Here is a 19,657-nt window from a genome sequence, read left to right as displayed (position 1 = left end):
TCTATTCTACCCTTTTTTTAGCGCTAGAGTGCCACTGCTTATCGCAGGTAAACTGGCAGATATCCGTTATTTACTCTCAACATAGTCATGGCGCGACGATATGGAACTTAAAGCGACATCGCTGGGGAAACACCTGGCTCAGCACCCTTATAACCGCGTGCGGTTGCTGCACGCCGGCGTTGAGGTGAGCGGGGAAAAACATGAATACCTGATCCCCTTCAATCAACTGATTCAGGTCAGGTGCAAGCGCGGCATCGTCTGGGGCGAGCTGGAATTTGAATTGCCGGACGAAAAAGTGGTGCGGCTGCACGGCACTGAATGGCAGGAAACGCAGCGTTTTTATCACTATCTGCAGCAGGCGTGGCAGCACTGGAGCGCCGAAATGAGTGAGGTCAGCGCCGGCGTGCTGCAACAGCAGGTGGCGCAGATTCAGCGCATTGAGCAGCAAGATAAATGGTTCAAAAAGTCTGAGCTGGGCAAGCTGCAGCAGCAAATTCGTGAGGCTTTCTCCGCGCTGCCGATGCCGGTAGCGCGCCTGGATGAATTCGATAACTGCCGGGCCGATTACCATCTGTGTCTGCAATGGCTGCAGCAGGGGCAACGCAGCGTTGAACAACGCAACCGGCAGTGGACCGATCGCATGCTGGAGCAACATCACGACTTCTTCCAGACCGTCGAGAGCTCGCCGCTCAACGACGCCCAGAGCCGGGCGGTGGTCAATGGCGAGGATTCCGTGCTGGTGTTGGCCGGCGCCGGCAGCGGCAAAACGTCGGTGCTGGTGGCGCGCGCCGGCTGGCTGCTGCGCCGTCAGGAGGCGGAGCCGGGGCAAATCTTGCTGTTGGCGTTCGGCCGCCAGGCCGCCGGCGAGATGAACGACCGCATCAAAGAACGTTTGGGCGATGTCGGTATTCAGGCCAAGACCTTCCATGCCTTGGCGCTGCAAATCATTCAACAAGGCAGCCGCAAAGCGCCGGCCATCAGCCGGTTGGAAACCGATGCCAACGCGCGCAAAGCGCTGCTGATCACCCATTGGCGCCAACAGTGCTCGGAGAAGAAAGCCCAGGCCAAGGGGTGGCGTCAATGGTTGACCGAAGAGCTGGAATGGGAAGTGCCGGAAGGCGACTTCTGGCAGGATAAGCGCCTGGCGGATCGCATGGCAAGCCGGTTGGAACGCTGGTTGGGGCTGATGCGCATGCACGGCGGCAGCCAGGCGGAAATGATTGAGCAGGCGGATGAAGAAATCCGCGATCTGTTTTCAAAACGCATCCGGCTGATGGCGCCGCTGCTGAAAGCCTGGAAAAGCGCCTTGAAAGAGGAAGGGGCGGTAGACTTCTCCGGCCTGATCCATCAGGCAGTCAACATTCTCGACAAGGGGCGCTTCGTCAGCCCGTGGAAACATATTCTGGTCGACGAATTTCAGGATATCTCACCGCAGCGTGCGTTATTGCTGGCGGCATTGCGCCGACAGAACAAGCAGACCTGCCTGTTTGCGGTGGGGGATGACTGGCAGGCGATTTATCGCTTCAGTGGCGCAGAGTTGACGTTAACCACGGCTTTTGCCACCCACTTCGGCGAAGGGGCGCAGTGCGCGCTGGACACGACTTATCGCTTCAACGAACGTATCGGCGAGGTGGCCAACCGGTTCGTGCAGCAGAATCCGCACCAGCTGAAAAAACCGCTCAACAGCCTGAGCAAGGGCAATAAAAAGTCGGTGGTGATCCTGCCGCACGAGCAGTTGGAACCCTTACTGGACAAGCTGAGCGGCTACGCCAAGCCGGATGAACGCATTCTGGTGCTGGCGCGTTACCATCATCTGAAACCGGAAGCGTTGGCGAAAGCGGCCACCCGCTGGCCTAAACTGAATCTGGAGTTTATGACCATCCACGCCAGCAAGGGGCAACAGGCGGAATACGTCATCATTGCCGGTTTGCATGAGGGGCGTGACGGTTTCCCCGCCGTGGCGCGCGAGTCGGTGTTGGAAGAGGTGCTACTGCCGCGGCCGGAGGATTTCCCGGATGCCGAAGAACGCCGTCTGCTGTATGTCGCGTTAACTCGCGCTAAACATCAGGTATGGCTGTTGCAGGATCGTGAGCACCCTTCGGTATTCGTTGAACACCTGCAGGATCTTGGCGTACCGGTGCAGAAAAAACCGTGAGCTCGGGCCTGGCGGCTGGCGGCAGCCAGGCCGTGAGGACTACTGCAGGCGGTCTTGCAGGTAGCGCTGATAGTCGGGAATAGCGATCTCCACCTCGCTTTTGAACAGCGGAGAGTCGATCAGAAAGTCCGCGGTCGAGCGGTTGGTGGCCACCGGAATATTCCATACGGTCGCCAGCCGTAGCAGCGCCTTCACGTCCGGATCGTGCGGCACCGCGTTCAACGGATCCCAGAAGAAGATCAGCATGTCTATCTTGCCTTCCGCAATCAGTGCGCCAACCTGCTGATCGCCGCCCATCGGGCCACTCAGCATGCTGGTGACGGGAATGCCGCTGGCGCGCTGGATCAGGTTGCCGGTCGTACCGGTGGCGTAAAGCTGATGCTGCGTCAGAATAGCCTTGTGGCTTTCTACCCACTCCAACAGGGCCTGTTTGCGGTGATCGTGCGCCACCAGCGCAATGTGTTTGCGCGCGGCGATAGTGCGGGTAGTCAATTCCATCTCGGTGTCCTTCGCTAATCGGGGGGATGTGCGACAGATTACTGAAACTGTTTTTCACTGCCTAGCGTTTGCGCCTGAAAATGCGAAGAAAAGGCGCCTTTGCGGGGAAAGACGCCGGGAGGGATCAGCGAATCGGTTGTTTATTGGCCCAGCGCAGGAAGCGCTTCTGTGTTTCCTTGTCGGCCTGTTGGAACCAGTATTGCAACATCTGTTCCGACACGTTTTCACCTTTCAACGTCACCGTCGGGGCATTCAGCGGCGCGCCGGCCAACGCGGGGGTTGAGGGATTGCCTGCGTTCGCCTGCACAAAGGCCGGAACGGAGGCCGGGCGGTTCTGGCGGTTGTAATCGGTCATCACCTTTTCCAAATCGGTATTGAAGGTGACGCTGTCGGGATGCAGCGCATCATGCCGGAATGGCAAGGCGTTGCCGTCTTTATCGACCACCAGATAATTTAACGTTCTGTCAAAGCGTTGCGCATCACGATCGTTCTCGATGCGCGGCAGCTCGATCGCCACTTGGCTGATCTTTTGCGTATTGAAGCTGGCAACCAGCGGCAGGGAGGTATAGGCCTGTGTATGCTGGCCGGAACGTACGGTTTTGGTCACTTTAAACAGCAACTGGTGCTGCCCGCCATCCAGTTCAAGGCTGTCGGCACCTTTTAACAACGAACCTGTCATTTTCTTGCCGTCGACCACCAGCAGGTCGATGTCCGGGGAGAGTTTCAGGGTCGTAGCCGCGGCAGGCATACTGATGCTGAGCAACGCCGCAACCACCAGACCAAATTTCATCATTATCTCCTTATAAAGTGACGTAGCTCTAAGTGTTGAACACGGCATAGGTTGTGTCAAAATTTTTCAATCGGGTATTTTGTTTACATTTTTACATATTTTATCGCGATTAGACACGACCGTGCGCAGCTGAACCGCGACAGCCTCTGACCATAAGATTGCGGTGAAGTTTCCTTCGCATTAGCGTTTAACCGAGCGAATGCCGATCGGTTACACTCGAAATGGAAAGTGACGCAGTGATAAACGGGAGTTGAAGATGCAAGATCAAGAGATTGTTGAGCTGTTGCAGCAGGTGAAAACCATCGCGCTGGTCGGCGCCAGCGATAACCCGTCGCGGCCCAGCTATGGTGTGATGGCATATCTGTTGGCACAAGGGTATCAGGTGATCCCGGTCAGCCCAAAACTGGCGGGGCAGACGCTGCTGGGGCAGCAGGTTTACCCTACGCTGGCCGCTATCCCACAGCCGGTGGATATGGTTGATGTGTTTCGCAATTCGGAGGCGGCTTACGGCGTGGCGCAAGAGGCGATAGCGATCGGCGCCAGGGCGCTGTGGTTGCAGATAGGGGTGATCAACGATCAGGCGGCAGCGCTGGCGCAACAGGCTGGGCTGCGCGTAGTGATGGATCGCTGCCCAAAAATAGAAATCCCGCGTTTAGGGCTGGAGCGCTAAATAAAAAAAGGGCCTGGCGCGATGCCGGGCCCTCTCGGGGTTTCTCAGGTCTTGGCGCGGTCAATTGCGCAAACGTGGCGCCTGTAACTGGTGACGGATGGATTCCGCCAGTTCATCCAGCGATGGCTGCTCGGGATGTGCTTCCTGGGGCTCACCATCCAGCTGCGCTTCCGCCAGATAGGTGTGCACCGGTTGGCCTTCCTCGTCTTCCATCACCACGTGGTACCAAGGGGCGGAACGCAGTTCGTCGTTCGCCGCTATCTCGTCAGCTTTGGGTTGTTCTAAAGAGTATTCCGGGTCGATATCGATAACGACCCCCAAATACCCCAGCAGTTTATGCCTAACCTGTTGTCCGATACCGAATTTGCTGGCAATCATGATGACCTCCTGAGAAACAATGCCTTGCTCATATATGGGGGCAAGGCAGCGCATTTCAAGTTACATCACCCGACAAGCGAAGCCTTTCAGATACAGCCCCTCAGGATACGTGGCGATCACCGGGTGATCGGCAGCCTGGCGGAACTGCTCTATAAATTGTACATCACGTCCGGCATCTACAGCGGCATCGGCCAAAATTTTCTGGAATAGGTCGGTCGGCATCAGGCCGGAGCAGGAGAAGCTGAGCAGAATGCCGCCTGGATTCAGCAACTGCAGCGCCAGCATGTTGATGTCTTTGTAGCCGCGGCAGGCGCTGGCCAGCTGATTCTTGTTCTCGACGAACTTAGGCGGATCCATGATGATCAGATCGAATTTTTCGCCTTGAGCGCGGTAGTTGCGCAGCAGCTGGAACACGTCATCGCGAACGAACTCCGCCTTGTTCAGATCCAGCTTGTTGAGTTCGACGTTCTGTTTGGCGATGTCCAGCGCCGCCTGCGAGGTATCCACGCTGATCACCTGCGCGCAGCCGCCCATCAGAGCGGAAACGGCGAAGGCGCCGGTGTAGGAGAAGCAGTTCAGCACTCGGCGGCCGGCAGAGTAGTTCCGCGCCGCCAGGCGGCTGTCGCGTTGGTCGAGGTAGAAACCGGTCTTGTGCCCTTGCTGAATGTCCACCAGCAGCTTCATGCCGTGCTCGGTAATAGGCAGCAGTTCCGGCGGCAGATCGCCCAGCACCGGGCCCTGCGCCAGCGGCAGGCCTTCTTTTTTACGCACCGCAACGTCGGAGCGATCGTAAATCGAACATTCCGGGTAGCAATGCTGCAGGGCGGAAAGCAGGGCCGGGCGCTGGTATTCGGCACCGGCGGACAGCAGCTGCAGCACCAGGAAATTCTGGAAGCGATCGATAGTGATGCCCGGCAGGCCGTCGGACTCGCCGGCGATCAGGCGGTATCCGTCCAGACCGTCACGCTGCGCGACCCAGTCGCGCCAGCTTTGCGCTTGCTGCAGGCGGCGAATAAAGAAATCGATGTTAATCTCTTCATCCTGCTGGAAAGTCCAGACGCGTGCGCGGATCTGCGACTCGGGCGAATAGGCGCCGCGCGCCAGCCACTTGCCCTGGCTGTCGAGGATATCGATGGTTTCACCGGAGAGGGCTTTACCCTCAACACGTTGAACGGCGCCGGAGAACACCCAAGGGTGGCGACGGAGTAAGGACTTTTCACGTCCTTTGGCGAGAAACAGGCGTACGGTCATAATTAATAATGCTGCCAGCTAGGATAGAAAGAGTGACATGGCGGTGCAAAGGCACGGCAATGCCATAATGAAAACTGAATTAAGGGGGCGATTATGACACAAGTTTGCATTGCTGCGTATGTGTATGGCGTGGTGCAGGGGGTAGGGTTCCGCTATTCCACTCAGCGGCAGGCCGAGGCGTTGGGGGTGACCGGCTATGCGCGCAATCTCGATGACGGCAGCGTTCAGGTGGTGGCCTGCGGCACACAGGCGCAGGTGGATAAGCTGGTGGAGTGGTTGAAACAGGGCGGCCCGCGCAGCGCGCGCGTTGAACGCGTGCTGGTGGAGCCGCAGGGGGTGGCCGATTACGCCGGGTTTGGCATTCGCTATTGAATGCTCGCCTGCAGCGACGCTGCGGGCAGAACGGTCAGATGCATTTCACCGGTTTCGGCAAGCCGGCGATTTTGGTGGCTTGTTTGGCCGGCCCTTTCGGGAACAGGCGATACAGATAGCGGCTGTTGCCTTTTTCTTCGCCGTATTTCTGCGCCATGGCTTTGACCAGCATGCGAATAGCCGGCGACGTATTGAATTCCTGATAGAAGTCGCGCACGAAGCGCACCACTTCCCAGTGTGCTTCGGTGAGCACGATCTCTTCCTGCGCGGCCAGCAGCGGCGCCAGGCCCTCATGCCAGTCGGCGCTGTTTTTCAGATAGCCCTGCGCGTCAGTGTCGATAACCTGACCTTCAAACTCCAACATACTGCCTCGATAACGGATAATTCGGAACGGCCGCCAGTTTAGCAAATTTTTTCGGCCGCAAAAAACAAAGCCCCGCCGGAGCGGGGCTTGGAAGGCATGCGTAACGCGCGATCAGTTGCTGCGGGCGAAGCCCAGAATGCTCAACAGGCTGATGAACATGTTGTAGAGCGACACGTACAGGCTAACGGTGGCGCGAATGTAGTTGGTCTCGCCGCCGTGAATGATGTTGCTGGTTTCCCACAGGATCGCGCCGGCGGAGAACAGGATGAACAGCGCGCTGATAGCCAGGTGCAGAGCAGGGATCTGCAGGAACAGGTTGGCGATCACCGCCACCAGCAGCACCACAAAACCGGCCATCATCATGCCGGACAGGAACGACATGTCTTTACGGGTGGTCAGCACATACGCCGAGCAGCAGAAGAACACCGCAGCGGTGCCGCCCAGCGCCAGCATGATCAGATCGCCCGCGCCGGCGTTCAGGAACGAACTGAGGATCGGGCCGAGGGCGTATCCCATGAAACCGGTCAGCGCGAAAGCCGCCAGAATGCCCGCCGGGCTGTTGGCCAGTTTATGGGTCAGGAACATCAGGCCGTAGAAACCGACCAGCATCAGCAGCAAGCCTGGCGCAGGCAGACCCAACATTGTACTGGCGGTCGCGGTCAGGGCTGAGAAAGCCAGGGTCAGGGATAACAGGAAATAGGTGTTGCGCAGGACTTTATGCGTGCTGAGCAGCGAGTCGCGCGAAGAAGATGAGACGACAATGCGGTCCATAATGCTCTCTCTTATCAGGCCATCACAAAATAATCCCGATGATAGGCAGCGCAAGGGCTTGATTAAAGTTTGTTTACCAATCTTTACCCTTAGTTATCATTATGGCAACAGCGGGGCGGGTGTTCGTTTGATCGCCGCTTGCTTTGCCTGCGGCGATTTTTCGCGCGGTTGAACGCGTTCGGGCTTTACAAGCGAATAAGGTCTGTTTATAGTGCGCGTCGTTGCGGAGGGGTGGCCGAGTGGCTGAAGGCAACGGTCTTGAAAACCGTCGACGGGAAACCGTTCCAGAGTTCGAATCTCTGCTCCTCCGCCATACATTCTGACCCCGTGCTCTCTGAGCACGGGGTTTTTTGCTTTTGCGTGCGGATAAACCGGGGCGCTTCTGCAGGAAACGCGATCGGCTATTGATAAGGGCCATGCGTCGGTGAGATTATGCACCTATCAAGGCCGGCCGCTCGGATGCCTGCTGTTGCCAGGCGTTACCGCTGCGACAAGCAACGCCGCCTTATCAATTTTGCTTAATGCTCTTATGGAGACAGAGATGAACTGGTATCAAGTCGCCTTATGGACCATGATCTTTTTGAAGTCCGGCGCTTTCCTGGTGTTCGTATGGTGGTGGATGTTCAAACGCGCGACCAAACCTTATGTCCGCCCGCAAGACGTCGTGGTGGACGATACGCCGTACGATGAGAACCTCACCATGGAAGAGGTGATGAAAAACCATGGCATCGTCCGCACGGATATGTCGGTAAAATAGTCCTCCCGCCTCCCCAACCGCCATCTGGGGCGTGTTTGCCAAGAGCGCGCCCCCTTATGCTTCTTCGCTGTCTCTCTATAGCATTCTGCTATGGCATATCGTGATCGGGAAAAGCACGCCATGAACGATGTACGCATCCTGTCGCACTTTACGCATCGAAAAAACGCCATTCTTAATGAGGAGAGAGAGCATGGGGATTTCTTTGATCAGTTCATGCGGCGCGTTATCGTCGGGATCTTTGCTGATTTCTCGGTGGGTGGTCATGTAAAACCCGTGATCCAACCTCTTTATATCAAAGTTTATTTTTCTATCCAGTTTGTAGGTTTTTCCTTCCAAGGTAATGTCCCCACGTTGAGCGATCATGGCGTGATGTTCGTCATAGATGAATAAACTGCCCGTCATTTTTAGTTCCAGGTCATCGCCTGAAGCTAATCGTTTTTTTGCGATCGTTTCGGCTTGGCAATTGATATATACAGGTGCGGCGGGTGTTAAAACACGAAGCAGGATAATGAAGAGGATCACTGCCAAAAATCCGATAATCAGTATTTTTGGGTTGCGCAATGCGGCCATTTATTTTCCATTGAGAATTTTGTAGGTAACACAGTGGTTATATCGATCTTGCGAGCCGAGATAACACACACCGAGGAAGGTGTTAGAAGTCAACGTATATTTTTCGGAAGAAAAATAGATATCCACCTTACTGGCTAGACAATCCACACCGCTGCCTTCTAATGCCTGGTTGACCATGCGCTTTTCCAGTTCGTCATCAATATGTTTATCTGCATCCAGAGAATATAAGGTGCAATTGTCTTTTTTTCCTAACGCAACTAAATTTTCCCAAGGTTGATCAGCAGGTTCGATAGGATAAAGCGTCGCTACGATCAACAGAGGAATAAATACGCAGCAGACAGTGGCAACAGCGCTAACCTTTACCTTTTTCTGCGGCGGCACGTGGTGTGGTTCGGCAACAGGAGCCAGGGGCGAAAGCGGCTCTGAAGCATAAGAAGGCGGCGTTTCGCTGACGGTTACCTGCGGTGGCGGATAAATTTCAATCATAGCGGTGAAACAAAACCCGACTTTCGCCAGGGTCTTTATTGGGGAAGTTTCTCTACCCAGAAGTTTGAATGCTTTTCTTATTTCACTGACGGCCACATTTAGACTGATCGATGAGCCTGAAAAACCATACTCTTCCCATACCTTTTTTATCAACATCTCACGTTTCAATGGGATATTGGGATGAGTCAGCATTTCAATTAACAGGCGCGAAGCCGGGTTGGATATCCGTATTGATGACTCATCATTATCAATGAGTTGGAGACTACACGCGTTTGCGTCATAGATCACGCAGAGATCGATAATATATTTCATGTATTCAGGTTTTTATAATGATATAGGCCTGTAGTTCACTGCTAGTATTTATTGAAACTTCAGATAGGTCAAGATTCTGGGCGAAAAAATAAATAATCAAGGGCGTTTTTTATTCCTGGTTTAAAACCATGTCCTGTGGGCGTGGTTATCGGCTCGGTCTTGGCTCTGCCTGTAAAAATCTACTCATGCCAAAATCCCCATCCATTGTCCATATAAATTATAAGGAAATTAAACATGAGCAGGTTTCAAAGAGCCTCTCACGTACTGCGGCATCGTCAATATCATATAGTCTGGACGCCTAAGTGCCGTTCAGAATTTTCAAAGGCAATGTTGGGAAAGAAGTGTACCGACAGATATGGATACTCAGTGAGCAACTGAAGATCCAAATTATTGAATTAAATGTTCAGTTAGAGCATGTGCATCTTTTGGTGAAGATACCGCCGAAGTTGCCAGTATCAGAGGTGATGGGTTACTTGAAGGGTAGGACAGCAATAAGGCCCTTCAGCAAATTTCCCTATTTACGCAAGCATAGGCTATGAGGAAATACCTTATGGGCAAAGGGATACGGCGTAGACACCGTAGGTGTGAATACAAAAATGATCCGTAAATACGTCAAGTATCAAGAAAAGCATGAAGCGGATGATAAACAGTTATCGCTACATGAAGTGTGAAGAGAGGGCTCTATGAGTCCGAACTTAGAACGCTCCTCTGGGGCGTAGCCAAAGCCGCCTTCAATGAAGGCGGCTTTTTACTTTCTCGGCTAACTTAAAATGCATTCCATTGCCGTTTTTTATGTTATTTTTGGTGTTAAATTCTTAAAAAATTTGTTTTTTTAGATTATTATAATTATTAATTTGGTTAATAAAAACAATGTTTCTGTATTTTATGGTTTGATGCAGAATTATCTTCGTGTTTACGGCGCTTGTTTATGTGCCAATCGCTTATTGTTCGCTCACGAACGGTAATGTGAACTTTCCAAGAAAAGATAGGTATTAAGTGCAAAGTATCGACGTTGTCCTTGGCTATGGATGGAGTAAGTATGCTCAGTATCGGTATCGTATCTGAAAACATTTTTTTCAGAGAGGCGATAAAAAGAATAATATTGATGCCAAGTGTTTTTCATAAAGATCACGTTATTGCCTACTATGACGATCTGCCTTTGGCTATGGGGCGAAATTGCCACGATATTCTGATCGTCGATGATGCGGTAAAAAGCATGTCGCGCTTCAGTATGGCTGTGGCATTATTGTCGGCTATTCATGGCGTAAAGATTTTTTTGACGACGGAAGAGAAACGCCGTCTGTTATTTCGCTCTGTCTCGCATGATGTCGTCGTGCTCGATAAAAAAGGCAGTGTCCCCGGCATCAGTAAAGAGCTGTCTTTTCTGGTGGATAATATCTCGCAGCGCCCTGCAGTGAATGGAAGCGTTGAGAGAGGCGTGGGCCGCCATACGAAAAGTTGTGTGACGAAAAGTGAAGTGGAAACGCTCCTTTTGCTTTCCTTCGGCTATACGGTGACTCAGGTTTCCAGGATTCTTGATAAAAGCGTAAAAACGGTCAGTACGCAGAAATGCAGTGCATTACGCAAAATAGGATTGAAAAATCGGGTGCACAACTTACTGGAAATCTCATCCGGTTTCTCGGAGGTTCTCTAGAGATTCGTTATTTTCATCGTTTTTATTTTCGGGTGATTAATAACGCTATTGCTTGATTTTATAAAAACAGGAATGTGTTCATCCTTTTGCCTCTGTATTACGGGGAGGGATTATTTTATCCCGCCGGCAGCGGCTGATTTTTATTTGTTCTTTTAAACCAAACTGTTATGGAGTTTTATCTCATGATGAAGAAGATGTTTTCTGTTGCAATCATGGCGGCAGCGGTCGCTGCGCCTACGGCTTTTGCTGAAAACAATGCCGCCGGTGGCATCATTAACTTTACCGGTGCCATTACCGACACCACCTGTACGATTAACGGCGGAAAAAGCGCGGATTTCACCGTCGCGCTGAGCCCGATCTCGGTGACCGACGCGGGTAACGCCGTTGGGCCAATCACCAAGAACAAGAAGTCCTTCTCGCTGACCTTCTCCGGCTGTTCGCCGGCGGCCGGCACTGCAGGCACCCCGCTGAAAATCTACTTCTCCTCCGCGGATAACATCTCCACCGACGGCAAATATTTGCTGAACAACTCGGTCAACGAGAACGACGCTTCCGTTGCGAAGAACGTGGGCTTCTCTCTGGCTAAAACCGGTTCTTCCACCCCGATCCAGCTGAACGTGCCTTATGTCACCGACATCATGGGCGATAAAGCGGCACCGGATTCAGAAACCCTGACGCTGGACGCGTACTACTACAAAACCAACGCCGAAGCGGCAAAAGTGGGCGCTCTGAGCTCCAACGTGACTTACACCATTTCTTACCTGTAATCGCGCTGAAAGCCAGGCCCTTGATGGGCCTGGCTACCCGGGGGAACGATGAAAAAATATATGATGATAGCGGCGCTGTTGCTCGGTGCCGTTGGCGCGCAGGCCAATGTGGTGGTTAACGGTACGCGGGTGATCTACCCGGCAAACAACAAGGATGTGATTGTCCAACTGCTGAATAACGGTGCCGATCCCTCATTGGTTCAGGCCTGGATCGACGACGGCGACATCAATTCCACCCCGGAAACCGCCAACGTACCGTTTTTGCTGTCGCCACCGGTGGTGAAAGTGAACGGCAACAGCGGGCAGCAGCTGCGCATTCAGAAAGTCGGCGCCGCGTTGGCGGCGGATCGTGAATCGGTGTTCTATCTCAACGTGCTGGATATCCCGCCGACGCCGGAAAACCTGCAGGGTACCAATACGCTGCAACTGGCGATCAAATCGCGCATCAAGCTGTTCTACCGCCCGCAGGCTTTAATCCGCGGCGTAGAAAACGCATTGGAAAAACTGACGCTGCAAGCCAATGGCAAGGGGTTCAACGTCATCAACAACAGCCCGTATTTCATCACGGTAGCGAATATCGGCCAGGGTGAGGACAAGCATCTGCTGGTTGATTCGCTGATGGTTGCGCCGTTTTCCACCCAGTTTGCCGCCAGCAAACGATCGGTCAGTAAAAACGCGCGTTATGACCTGATGTATATCGACGATCTGGGGGCTTACAAGTCTAAAGCCATCACCGCACACTAACCTGAAAGAACAACAATGAAGCTGAATAAAAAAGTCCTCTCGCTGCTGACCGCCTCTTCATTCTTGTTGCCGGATGCGGCCTGGGCGGTGACGTTCGATACTTCGCTGTTGGCCGGCGAATCGCGCGATTCCGATCTTTCGCGTTTTTACCTCAACAATGACATGCCGGCCGGCCGGCAGGAGATCGATGTGTATGTCAATCATGACTGGAAAGGGCGCTACGCGCTGCTGTTTGGCACGGAACGCGACGATATTCAAATTGCCTACCAGGATGCGCAGCGGTTGGGCATCGATCTGAGTCAATTGCCGACACCTCAGGCGCCCCAGACGACGCTGTCGATCGCCGCGCTGGTACAGGGCGGGCGGTTCGATATGGACGTTGGCGCGCTGAGCCTGCGGTTGACGGTGCCGCAGGCGCGGGTCAACCGATCGGAAGCAGGGTACGTGGATCCGGCTTTCTGGAATCGTGGCATCTCCGCGTTGACGCTGGCCTACAACGCGACCTACTACCACGCCGAGGCGCGCGGCGAAGGCAATCGCAGCAACAATGACGATTTTTATACCGGGCTGGAGTCCGGGATCAATCTGGCCGGCTGGCAATTTCGCGACAGCAGCAGCTTTCGCCACGGCAGCGGGCGGGGGAGCCAGTGGCAGAACAACACGCGTTATCTGCAGCGCGGGTTCGCCGACATCAAATCCAACCTGACCGCCGGTGATTTTTATTCGCCGGGGGAGCTGTTTGACTCGGTACGCATTCGCGGGGTGGCGCTGGCGTCGGATATCAGCATGCGGCCCAACTCGCAGCAGGGTTTTTCACCGATTGTGCGTGGCGTGGCGCAATCCAACGCCCTGGTGAAAGTGGTGCAGAACGGCAACGTGATCTACCAGGAAAACGTGCCGCCGGGCGCCTTTACCCTCGACAGCATTCAGCCGACCGGTTCGGCGGGCGATCTGTGGGTGACGGTCAAAGAGGCTGACGGGCGCGAGCAGTCGTTCAGCGTGCCGTTTTCAGCCGTACCCAACATGTTGAAACAGGGTGTCAGCCAATACAGTGTACTGGCCGGCAAGGTAAACGAAAGCAATACCGATTATGAACCCGGCTTTGTACAGGGCACCCTGCAGTACGGTTTCAACAATCTGGTAACGGGGTATGCCGGCAGCATTTTGAGCGACGACTATCAGGCCTGGCTGCTCGGCAGCGGCTGGAACCTGCCGATAGGGGCGGTGTCCATTGATCTGACGCATGCCGATACTCGCCTGAAAAACCGCCGTGAAAGCGGGCAGAGCTTCCGTATCGCCTACAGTAAATTTCTCGATGTCACCGCGACCAACTTCACGCTGGCTGCCTATCGCTACTCCACCCGCGGTTACTACAGCTTTACCGACGCCATTTACTCCAATGACGGCTATCGCCAGCTGGAGCGTCAGTTTGATCGCTGGCGCGACGAGGAGGGCGTGTCCGAACTGGATATGAACACCTGGGATGCGCTGCGTTCGGCTCGGCCGAAAAATACCTTTACGCTCAACCTGAACCAGCGTCTTAACGAAGGGTGGGGCACGCTGTTCTTCTCCGGCTCCCAGCGTGATTACTGGACGGCCAATGCGAAAAGCCACGAATACCAGCTGGGGTACTCCAACAATCTGGGGCGCGTCAGCTACTCCGTTTCAGCCAGCCGGGTGCGCAACAGCCAGCATGAGGAAGAGACGCGCTATTACCTGTCGTTCAGCCTGCCGCTGTCGGTGTTCGATAACAACGCCTACCTCAGCACCGGCCTGTCTGCGACAGACTCCCACTATCAGCAAAGCACGGTCAGCCTGAGCGGCAATGCGCTGGAGTCCAACCGCCTGAGCTACTCGCTGAGCGGCAGCAATCGCAGCGGCGGTGACAATATGGCCAGCGTCAATGCGGCCTATCGCGCTCGCGCCTCGACGCTGGGCGTCTCCTACAGCGAAGGCAACGATTATCGTCAGAGCGGCCTCAGCGCGCGCGGCAGCCTGGTGGCGATCCCCTGGCATCTGCTGGCGTCGAACGAGATCGGCAACACCATGACGGTGGTCGAGGCGCCGCAGGCCGAAGGGCTGATGGTCAACGGCGACGAAAGCATCGTGACCAATGCGCAGGGTTTGGCGCTGGTGCCTTATGCCACGCCGTACCGGCAAAACTCGGTCACGCTATCGGATACCGGCCACAGCAGCGGGGCGGAAATCAGCGGCAACGTCGCCAACCATGTGCCTTACTACGGCGCGGTCAGCTACCTGAAATTCGAGACCGATCAACGTCGGCCATTCCAGCTGCGGGCGCAGCGCGCCGATGGTGCGCCGCTGCCGTTCGGCGCCGAAGTGATGGATGAAAACGATCGGTCGGTAGGTTTTGTCGGCCAGGCCAGCGTGTTGTACCTGCGCGCCGAACAGCCGCCAACGGCGTTGACGGTGCAATTGCGCGACGGCAGTTGCCACATCGCTAAACCAACTCTGGCGCTGGATGCGTCGCCCGGCGTTTGCCGCTAATACAGGATAACCGAACCTATGATCAGGCTGATTTTTTTGCTGCTGCTGTCCGGGCTGTTCAGCGGCTATAGCTATGCCACCTGTTTTGGCAAAGGGATCTCATTTGCACCGGCTTTGAATGTCGATCTCTCCGATAAGCTGAATGCCAACACCCCGGTGTGGGAGGAGCAATACAGCACCCAATATGTCGGCACTTTCGACTGCGGTTCTTCAACGAGCCAATTTACCTATACGCTCAAGCTGTCGCCCGATAATAAGAATGCGGCTATTTTTGGTTTTAACAACGGCACGCAGTGGATACGCGCGCAAATCGTCAATAAGATTGGCGATCGTGAACTGTCAAAGCGCGGCGAACATTCCGCCGCCGAGTTAAATACGCCGATGACCGTGCGCTACTCGTTAGAATCGAAGCCCAAAAATGGTCGTGTGGTGCCGGGGGATACGCTGATGCTGGATGACGCGCTGATGGTCTCGGACATTACCGGCATAAAGATATGGGAATTGCCGATTTGGCTGTTGCAGCAAGTCGGGAAAATACTCAGTTGGCTCCTGACCGGCAACTGGCCTTATGACGAACGCGATATGTACGGCCAGCCGATGAACATCAAATACGCGCCCAAAACCACCACCTGTCGTTTCGACAATGCCGGCCTGACGGTCAGGTTGCCCAAAATGGGCGTGGCGCAGGTGCTGAATAACAATCAACCCGGCTACACGCCGTTCTCGCTGAACATCAGCTGCCAGAACATGCAGCAGGAAGGCATCGCCGATCGCGCCGTTGAGATGTTCCTGTCCAGCAATAACCTGCTGGCCTCCGACGCCAGCGTGTTGACCAATGCCAATGCGGGTGGTGCGCAAGGGGTGGGGCTGCGCCTGGTCAAGCGCGACATGCCGAGCTCGCCGGTGGTATTGTCGCCTTCCAACGTCGATCGCGGCAGCGCCACCTCGCTGTTTCATGTCGCCGCCGGCGGCAGCCTGAACAGTCATTTCATCATCGGCATGGGCGCTTATTATTACCCTTATCAGCGCGATGGCGTCACGCAGGGGGAACTCAACAACTCGGCCACGTTGAACATTATTTATCCCTGATGAATGGGGAGGCAAAAAAACCGGCAGCTGCCGCTGCCGGAGAGGGTTATTGATAAGTCATTGCGTTGGCGTGCAGCTTGTTATTGCCTACGATCGCGATGATTTTGTAGTAACGGGCACCGGTCTTGTCGGTTTTGTCTGCCAACATCTTTTCCGCATCGCTCAGATTCGCGGCACCGCTAACGGTAATCACTTGGCGCGGCGTCAGGGCGTCCGCCTGTTGACTATTGATTTGCGTTGCCGCGATTGTTGCGCCTGAAAAGACAAAAGCGCCCAGCAGCATCGTTTTAAACATGACGTTCTTCATGATGTTCTCCTCAATCGCAATATGCTTGTTCTTTGCTATGGTTGAATCTTTTTGTTTCGTTATGCTAAAGGATAAGCAGCGGGGTGCCGGCGCGGTAGTGCCTGAAAGCGTAATGCATCGTTTCCAAACTGGAAACGATAAGGAGGGGGCATGCAGGATTTGAACGATCTTCAACTGTTTGCTTTGGTGGTGAGACATGGCGGTTTCGCCGCCGCGGAGCGGGCGAGCGGCGAGGCCAAATCCAAACTCAGCAAACGCGTGGCTCGTCTGGAGGCGAGTTACGGTGCGCGGTTAATCGAGCGTTCGACGCGCAGTTTCCGCGTCACGGATATTGGCCGCGATGTGTATCGGCAGTGTGAGGCGATTATCGAGCGATTGGAGGCGGCCGATGCCATTGTCGCCCGTGCGCGTGCCGAAGTGAGCGGCTGCCTGCGCATCAGTTCACCGCCCGGTTTGATGCAGTATTATAATTCCCATCTGCTGTTGGATTTTATGGCGCGTTATCCGGACGTGCGCGTGCAACTGTTGATCCATGAGCGCCATGTGGATCTGATCAATGAAAAGATCGATGTGGCGTTTCGCATTACGAGCCATTTCGACCAGGATCAATCATTGATTAAACGCGATCTTGGCGTGCGGCAACGCATTTTGGTCGCCGGCGCGCAGCTGGTGGAGAAAGCCGGCGGCTTGCCGCAGTCGTTCGAACAGCTGGCCAGTTTGCCGACGTTGTCGATGGGAGAATGGCTGGATCGCGATCGCTGGGAATTCGAGGACAATGCAGGCAATCAACGTACGTTCGTACATGTACCCCGGATGTGTTGCGGGGATTACAGTACGTTGCATAGTGCGGCGATTGCCGGGATCGGCGTAGCGTTTTTGCCGATCCATTTGTGTGCCAACGAATTGCGGACGGGTCAACTGCTGCGCCTGCTGCCGCAGTGGCGTGCGCCGAACAGCATTGTTCACCTGGTGTTCACCAGCGGCAAAGGCCTGTTGCCGCCGGTGCGGGCATTTATCGATCACAGCGTCGCGGTATTCGCCGAAGCCAATCGCCGCCTTTCCATGATGCCGGTTGCCTAGCCGCTTATCATTGCCCATCCGGGTGTTCGAAAATATGCGCGCCGGCCCCTTGCCGGCCCAATATATCGTTCGGGTTGCGCAGCGGGCAGTCGGTGAGCGACAGGCAGCCGCAGCCGATGCAGCTGTCGAGATGGTCGCGCAGCACCGTTAGCCGTTGAATACGCTCATCCAGCGTTTTGCGCCAGGCGGAGGACAGCACTCCCCATTGTTCTGAGGTCAGCTTGCTGCCGATGGGGAAGCGGCTTAGTGCGGCGCGGATTTCTTCCAGCGGAAGGCCCGCGCGCTGCGCGATCTTGATCACCGCGATATAGCGTAATACCACAGACGGATAACGCCGCTGATTGCCGGCGTTGCGCGTCGCCTGAATCAACCCTTTACTCTCGTAGAAGTGCAGTGCGGATACCGCCACGCCGCTGCGTTTCACCACTTCCCCGACGGTCAATAGCCGATTGGCGTCAATCGGTTCATTTCTTGCCATTTTATCTTTCCTCAACTTGACCTCAAGTTAACCTGAGGTTTTATAGTTCAGCCTGCCGGGCTTGGCAACCGGCATCTCTCAAGACCTGCCCCCGTCTTATCGGGGAGAAGGATGGCTCGGCTGTAAAATCAGGAAGAAACCGTTATGCAACGCTTTATCAACACCGCTCTGGACAGTTATTGGCTTTGGCTGCTCGCACGTCTGTGCTTGATGGTGATTTTCATCTCGTCGGGGCTCGCCAAGCTGTTCGACATCGAAGGGAGCCTGGCGGAGATGCGCGCCGCCGGTTTGCATCCGGCCTGGCTGTTCAACCTGGCGTCGGCGTCGGTGCTGCTGACAGGTTCGGTATTGATCTTGCTGAACCGCTGGGTGTGGCTGGGCGCCGGTATGCTGTCGGCGTTCCTGATCCTGACTATCGCGATCGTACACACCTTCTGGAATATGTCCGCTCCCAACATGCAGATCTCCCTCTACTTCGCGCTGGAACACATCACGGTGATCGGCGGGCTGTGGGTGACGGCCATCGCCAGCCGTTTGCGTCAACGGCTGGCCAACACGCGTGAGGCTGCATGATGAAACGATATCTCATTATTGCCGCGCTGCTGGCGGCGCTCGCCGTCGCTGCGGTAGCGATGCGATCCACCGCACGGCAAAGCGAAGGCGCGCCGGCCTATCCGCCGGTGAAAGTGGCGCTGGCGCCTGCCCTGCGTGAACAGGCGGCGCGCAGTTACGCCGGCGTAGGCGAGCTGGAGGCGGCCAGTCAGGTGGAAGTGGCGGCAGAGACCAGCGGCCGCATTACGCGCATCCTGTTCGAATCCGGCCAAACGGTACGGCAGGGGCAACTGCTGGTGCAGCTCAACGATGCGGTCGAGCAGGCTGAGCTGGTGCGCCTGCAGGCGCAACTGCGCAATGCCGATCTGCTGCTGGCGCGCATGCGCAAGCTGATGAACCTCAACGCCACCGCGCGGCAGCAGTTGGACGATGCGCTGGCCGAACGGGATATGGCGTTCGGGGCGGTGCAGGAAACGCAGGCCAAAATCGCGCAAAAGGCGATCCGCGCGCCGTTCTCCGGCGTCATCGGCATTCGTCGCGTGCATGAAGGGCAATACCTCAACGCCGCCGAGGCGGTGGCCAATCTGGTGGACGCCGATACGCTGCGCGTCAACTTCTCGCTGGACGAACAAAGCAGCGCCGGACTGGCGTTGGGGCAGGCGGTGTCGGTGCAGGTCGGCGCCTATCCCGAGCGCGCTTTCCCCGCCGCCATTACCGCTATCGATCCGATGATCGGCAAATCTCGCACCGTGCAGGTGCAGGCGACGTTGGCCAACCGTCAAGGATTGCTGAAAGCCGGCATGTACGCGGGCATTCGCGTCACGCAGCAGCAGCGCGTGGCGGTGCTGACGGTGCCGGAAACGGCGCTGACCTATACGGCGTACGGCGATACCGTGTTTCTGGCCCAGCAGGGTGAAAAGGGCATGACGGTCAAGCGCGTCTCAGTCACCGTAGGTGAGCGCAACGACGGGCGTGTCGAGATCGTCAACGGCCTGCAGGAAGGCGACCGGGTGGTGACTTCGGGCCAGCTCAAGCTGAGCGACGGCATGGCGGCCGAGCCGGTAGCGCAGGATGCTCTGAACGCCGCCCAGGCCGGTTCCTGAG

At 55.5% G+C, this 19,657-nt stretch carries 22 protein-coding genes, 1 tRNA gene and 1 pseudogene; 14 read left to right on the top strand and 10 right to left on the bottom strand.

All coding sequences use genetic code 11. The features are described 5' to 3' along the window. The first annotated feature begins 100 nt into the window (after positions 1–100). Positions 101–2,155: a DNA helicase IV gene (gene helD / locus JL05_RS19720; protein WP_033633423.1), complete on the top strand. Its 2,055-nt coding sequence runs from the start codon at positions 101–103 to the stop codon at positions 2,153–2,155. 39 nt (positions 2,156–2,194) lie between these two features. On the opposite strand, the gene JL05_RS19715 is transcribed toward helD, so the two are convergent. Both JL05_RS19715 and JL05_RS19710 read right to left on the bottom strand, forming a co-directional pair. After that, positions 2,195–2,653: a methylglyoxal synthase gene (locus JL05_RS19715; protein WP_033633422.1), complete on the bottom strand. Its 459-nt coding sequence runs from the start codon at positions 2,651–2,653 to the stop codon at positions 2,195–2,197. Positions 2,654–2,777: 124 nt separating this feature from the next. Next, positions 2,778–3,443 (bottom strand): DUF2057 family protein, encoded by a 666-nt coding sequence (locus JL05_RS19710; protein WP_033633421.1) that lies wholly within the window; start codon positions 3,441–3,443, stop codon positions 2,778–2,780. Between the two features lie 256 nt (positions 3,444–3,699). On the opposite strand from JL05_RS19710, the gene JL05_RS19705 reads away from it, so the two are divergent. Continuing rightward, a complete protein-coding gene (locus JL05_RS19705; protein WP_033633420.1) occupies positions 3,700–4,113 on the top strand; it encodes a CoA-binding protein in 414 nt (137 codons plus the stop codon). A 60-nt stretch (positions 4,114–4,173) separates the two neighbouring features. Here JL05_RS19705 and hspQ read toward each other — a convergent pair whose 3' ends face one another. Next, positions 4,174–4,491, bottom strand: a complete 318-nt coding sequence (gene hspQ, locus JL05_RS19700; RefSeq protein WP_004928104.1) for a heat shock protein HspQ — start codon at positions 4,489–4,491, stop codon at positions 4,174–4,176. Positions 4,492–4,551: 60 nt separating this feature from the next. Then, entirely contained in the window at positions 4,552–5,742 is a 1,191-nt protein-coding gene (gene rlmI / locus JL05_RS19695) for a 23S rRNA (cytosine(1962)-C(5))-methyltransferase RlmI (protein WP_031300125.1), read from the bottom strand. A 93-nt stretch (positions 5,743–5,835) separates the two neighbouring features. On the opposite strand from rlmI, the gene yccX reads away from it, so the two are divergent. Further along, the gene (gene yccX, locus JL05_RS19690; RefSeq protein ID WP_004928098.1) at positions 5,836–6,114 is read left to right on the top strand and encodes an acylphosphatase; all 279 of its coding nucleotides are present in this window, start codon (positions 5,836–5,838) and stop codon (positions 6,112–6,114) included. Between the two features lie 34 nt (positions 6,115–6,148). Here yccX and tusE read toward each other — a convergent pair whose 3' ends face one another. Both tusE and yccA read right to left on the bottom strand, forming a co-directional pair. Continuing rightward, complete coding sequence (gene tusE / locus JL05_RS19685) at positions 6,149–6,478, bottom strand: sulfurtransferase TusE (protein WP_004928095.1); 330 nt, start codon at positions 6,476–6,478, stop codon at positions 6,149–6,151. Between the two features lie 111 nt (positions 6,479–6,589). After that, a complete protein-coding gene (yccA, locus tag JL05_RS19680; RefSeq protein ID WP_004928091.1) occupies positions 6,590–7,249 on the bottom strand; it encodes an FtsH protease modulator YccA in 660 nt (219 codons plus the stop codon). A gap of 225 nt (positions 7,250–7,474) precedes the next feature. Between yccA and JL05_RS19675 the strand changes: the two genes are divergently transcribed. Together JL05_RS19675 and JL05_RS19670 are read left to right on the top strand one after the other, a co-directional pair. Continuing rightward, positions 7,475–7,562: transfer RNA gene (locus tag JL05_RS19675), tRNA-Ser, on the top strand. Positions 7,563–7,790: 228 nt separating this feature from the next. After that, complete coding sequence (locus tag JL05_RS19670) at positions 7,791–8,006, top strand: hypothetical protein (RefSeq protein ID WP_016928277.1); 216 nt, start codon at positions 7,791–7,793, stop codon at positions 8,004–8,006. A 75-nt stretch (positions 8,007–8,081) separates the two neighbouring features. Here JL05_RS19670 and JL05_RS19665 read toward each other — a convergent pair whose 3' ends face one another. Both JL05_RS19665 and JL05_RS24385 read right to left on the bottom strand, forming a co-directional pair. Beyond that, entirely contained in the window at positions 8,082–8,576 is a 495-nt protein-coding gene (locus JL05_RS19665) for a FidL-like protein (protein ID WP_033633419.1), read from the bottom strand. Then, on the bottom strand, positions 8,577–9,374 hold the full coding sequence (locus JL05_RS24385) for a winged helix-turn-helix domain-containing protein (RefSeq protein WP_050501263.1): 798 nt from the start codon (positions 9,372–9,374) through the stop codon (positions 8,577–8,579). A gap of 234 nt (positions 9,375–9,608) precedes the next feature. Here JL05_RS24385 and tnpA point away from each other — a divergent pair. From tnpA to JL05_RS19635, 6 genes and pseudogenes are all read left to right on the top strand, one after another. Next, a pseudogene (gene tnpA / locus JL05_RS25010) lies at positions 9,609–10,045 on the top strand (IS200/IS605 family transposase). 368 nt (positions 10,046–10,413) lie between these two features. Continuing rightward, positions 10,414–11,028 (top strand): LuxR C-terminal-related transcriptional regulator, encoded by a 615-nt coding sequence (locus tag JL05_RS19655; protein ID WP_033633418.1) that lies wholly within the window; start codon positions 10,414–10,416, stop codon positions 11,026–11,028. 194 nt (positions 11,029–11,222) lie between these two features. Continuing rightward, entirely contained in the window at positions 11,223–11,795 is a 573-nt protein-coding gene (locus JL05_RS19650; protein WP_424840203.1) for a fimbrial protein, read from the top strand. A 48-nt stretch (positions 11,796–11,843) separates the two neighbouring features. Further along, positions 11,844–12,539 (top strand): fimbrial biogenesis chaperone, encoded by a 696-nt coding sequence (locus JL05_RS19645; protein WP_033633417.1) that lies wholly within the window; start codon positions 11,844–11,846, stop codon positions 12,537–12,539. A gap of 15 nt (positions 12,540–12,554) precedes the next feature. Further along, positions 12,555–15,047 carry a fimbria/pilus outer membrane usher protein gene (locus tag JL05_RS19640; protein ID WP_033633416.1) on the top strand — a complete coding sequence of 831 codons (2,493 nt, stop codon included), beginning with the start codon at positions 12,555–12,557 and terminating at the stop codon, positions 15,045–15,047. An 18-nt stretch (positions 15,048–15,065) separates the two neighbouring features. Next, the gene (locus JL05_RS19635; protein WP_033633415.1) at positions 15,066–16,136 is read left to right on the top strand and encodes a fimbrial protein; all 1,071 of its coding nucleotides are present in this window, start codon (positions 15,066–15,068) and stop codon (positions 16,134–16,136) included. Between the two features lie 46 nt (positions 16,137–16,182). Here the strand turns inward: JL05_RS19635 and JL05_RS25540 are convergent, their stop codons facing one another. Further along, a complete protein-coding gene (locus tag JL05_RS25540) occupies positions 16,183–16,443 on the bottom strand; it encodes a YdgH/BhsA/McbA family protein (RefSeq protein WP_033633414.1) in 261 nt (86 codons plus the stop codon). 150 nt (positions 16,444–16,593) lie between these two features. On the opposite strand from JL05_RS25540, the gene JL05_RS19625 reads away from it, so the two are divergent. Beyond that, entirely contained in the window at positions 16,594–17,523 is a 930-nt protein-coding gene (locus tag JL05_RS19625; RefSeq protein WP_033633413.1) for a LysR substrate-binding domain-containing protein, read from the top strand. A 7-nt stretch (positions 17,524–17,530) separates the two neighbouring features. Here the strand turns inward: JL05_RS19625 and soxR are convergent, their stop codons facing one another. Beyond that, complete coding sequence (soxR, locus tag JL05_RS19620; RefSeq protein ID WP_033633412.1) at positions 17,531–18,001, bottom strand: redox-sensitive transcriptional activator SoxR; 471 nt, start codon at positions 17,999–18,001, stop codon at positions 17,531–17,533. 144 nt (positions 18,002–18,145) lie between these two features. Between soxR and JL05_RS19615 the strand changes: the two genes are divergently transcribed. After that, the gene (locus JL05_RS19615) at positions 18,146–18,574 is read left to right on the top strand and encodes a DoxX family protein (protein WP_033633411.1); all 429 of its coding nucleotides are present in this window, start codon (positions 18,146–18,148) and stop codon (positions 18,572–18,574) included. Beyond that, positions 18,571–19,656 (top strand): efflux RND transporter periplasmic adaptor subunit, encoded by a 1,086-nt coding sequence (locus tag JL05_RS19610; RefSeq protein WP_033633410.1) that lies wholly within the window; start codon positions 18,571–18,573, stop codon positions 19,654–19,656. The genes JL05_RS19615 and JL05_RS19610 overlap by 4 nt, the downstream gene beginning before the upstream one ends. Position 19,657: the final 1 nt, after the last annotated feature.

This window comes from Serratia nematodiphila DZ0503SBS1 (assembly GCF_000738675.1).
GTDB lineage: Bacteria > Pseudomonadota > Gammaproteobacteria > Enterobacterales > Enterobacteriaceae > Serratia > Serratia nematodiphila.
The sequence above is the reverse complement of the archived record's forward strand: the minus strand, read 5'-3'. Positions and strand labels throughout refer to the sequence as shown.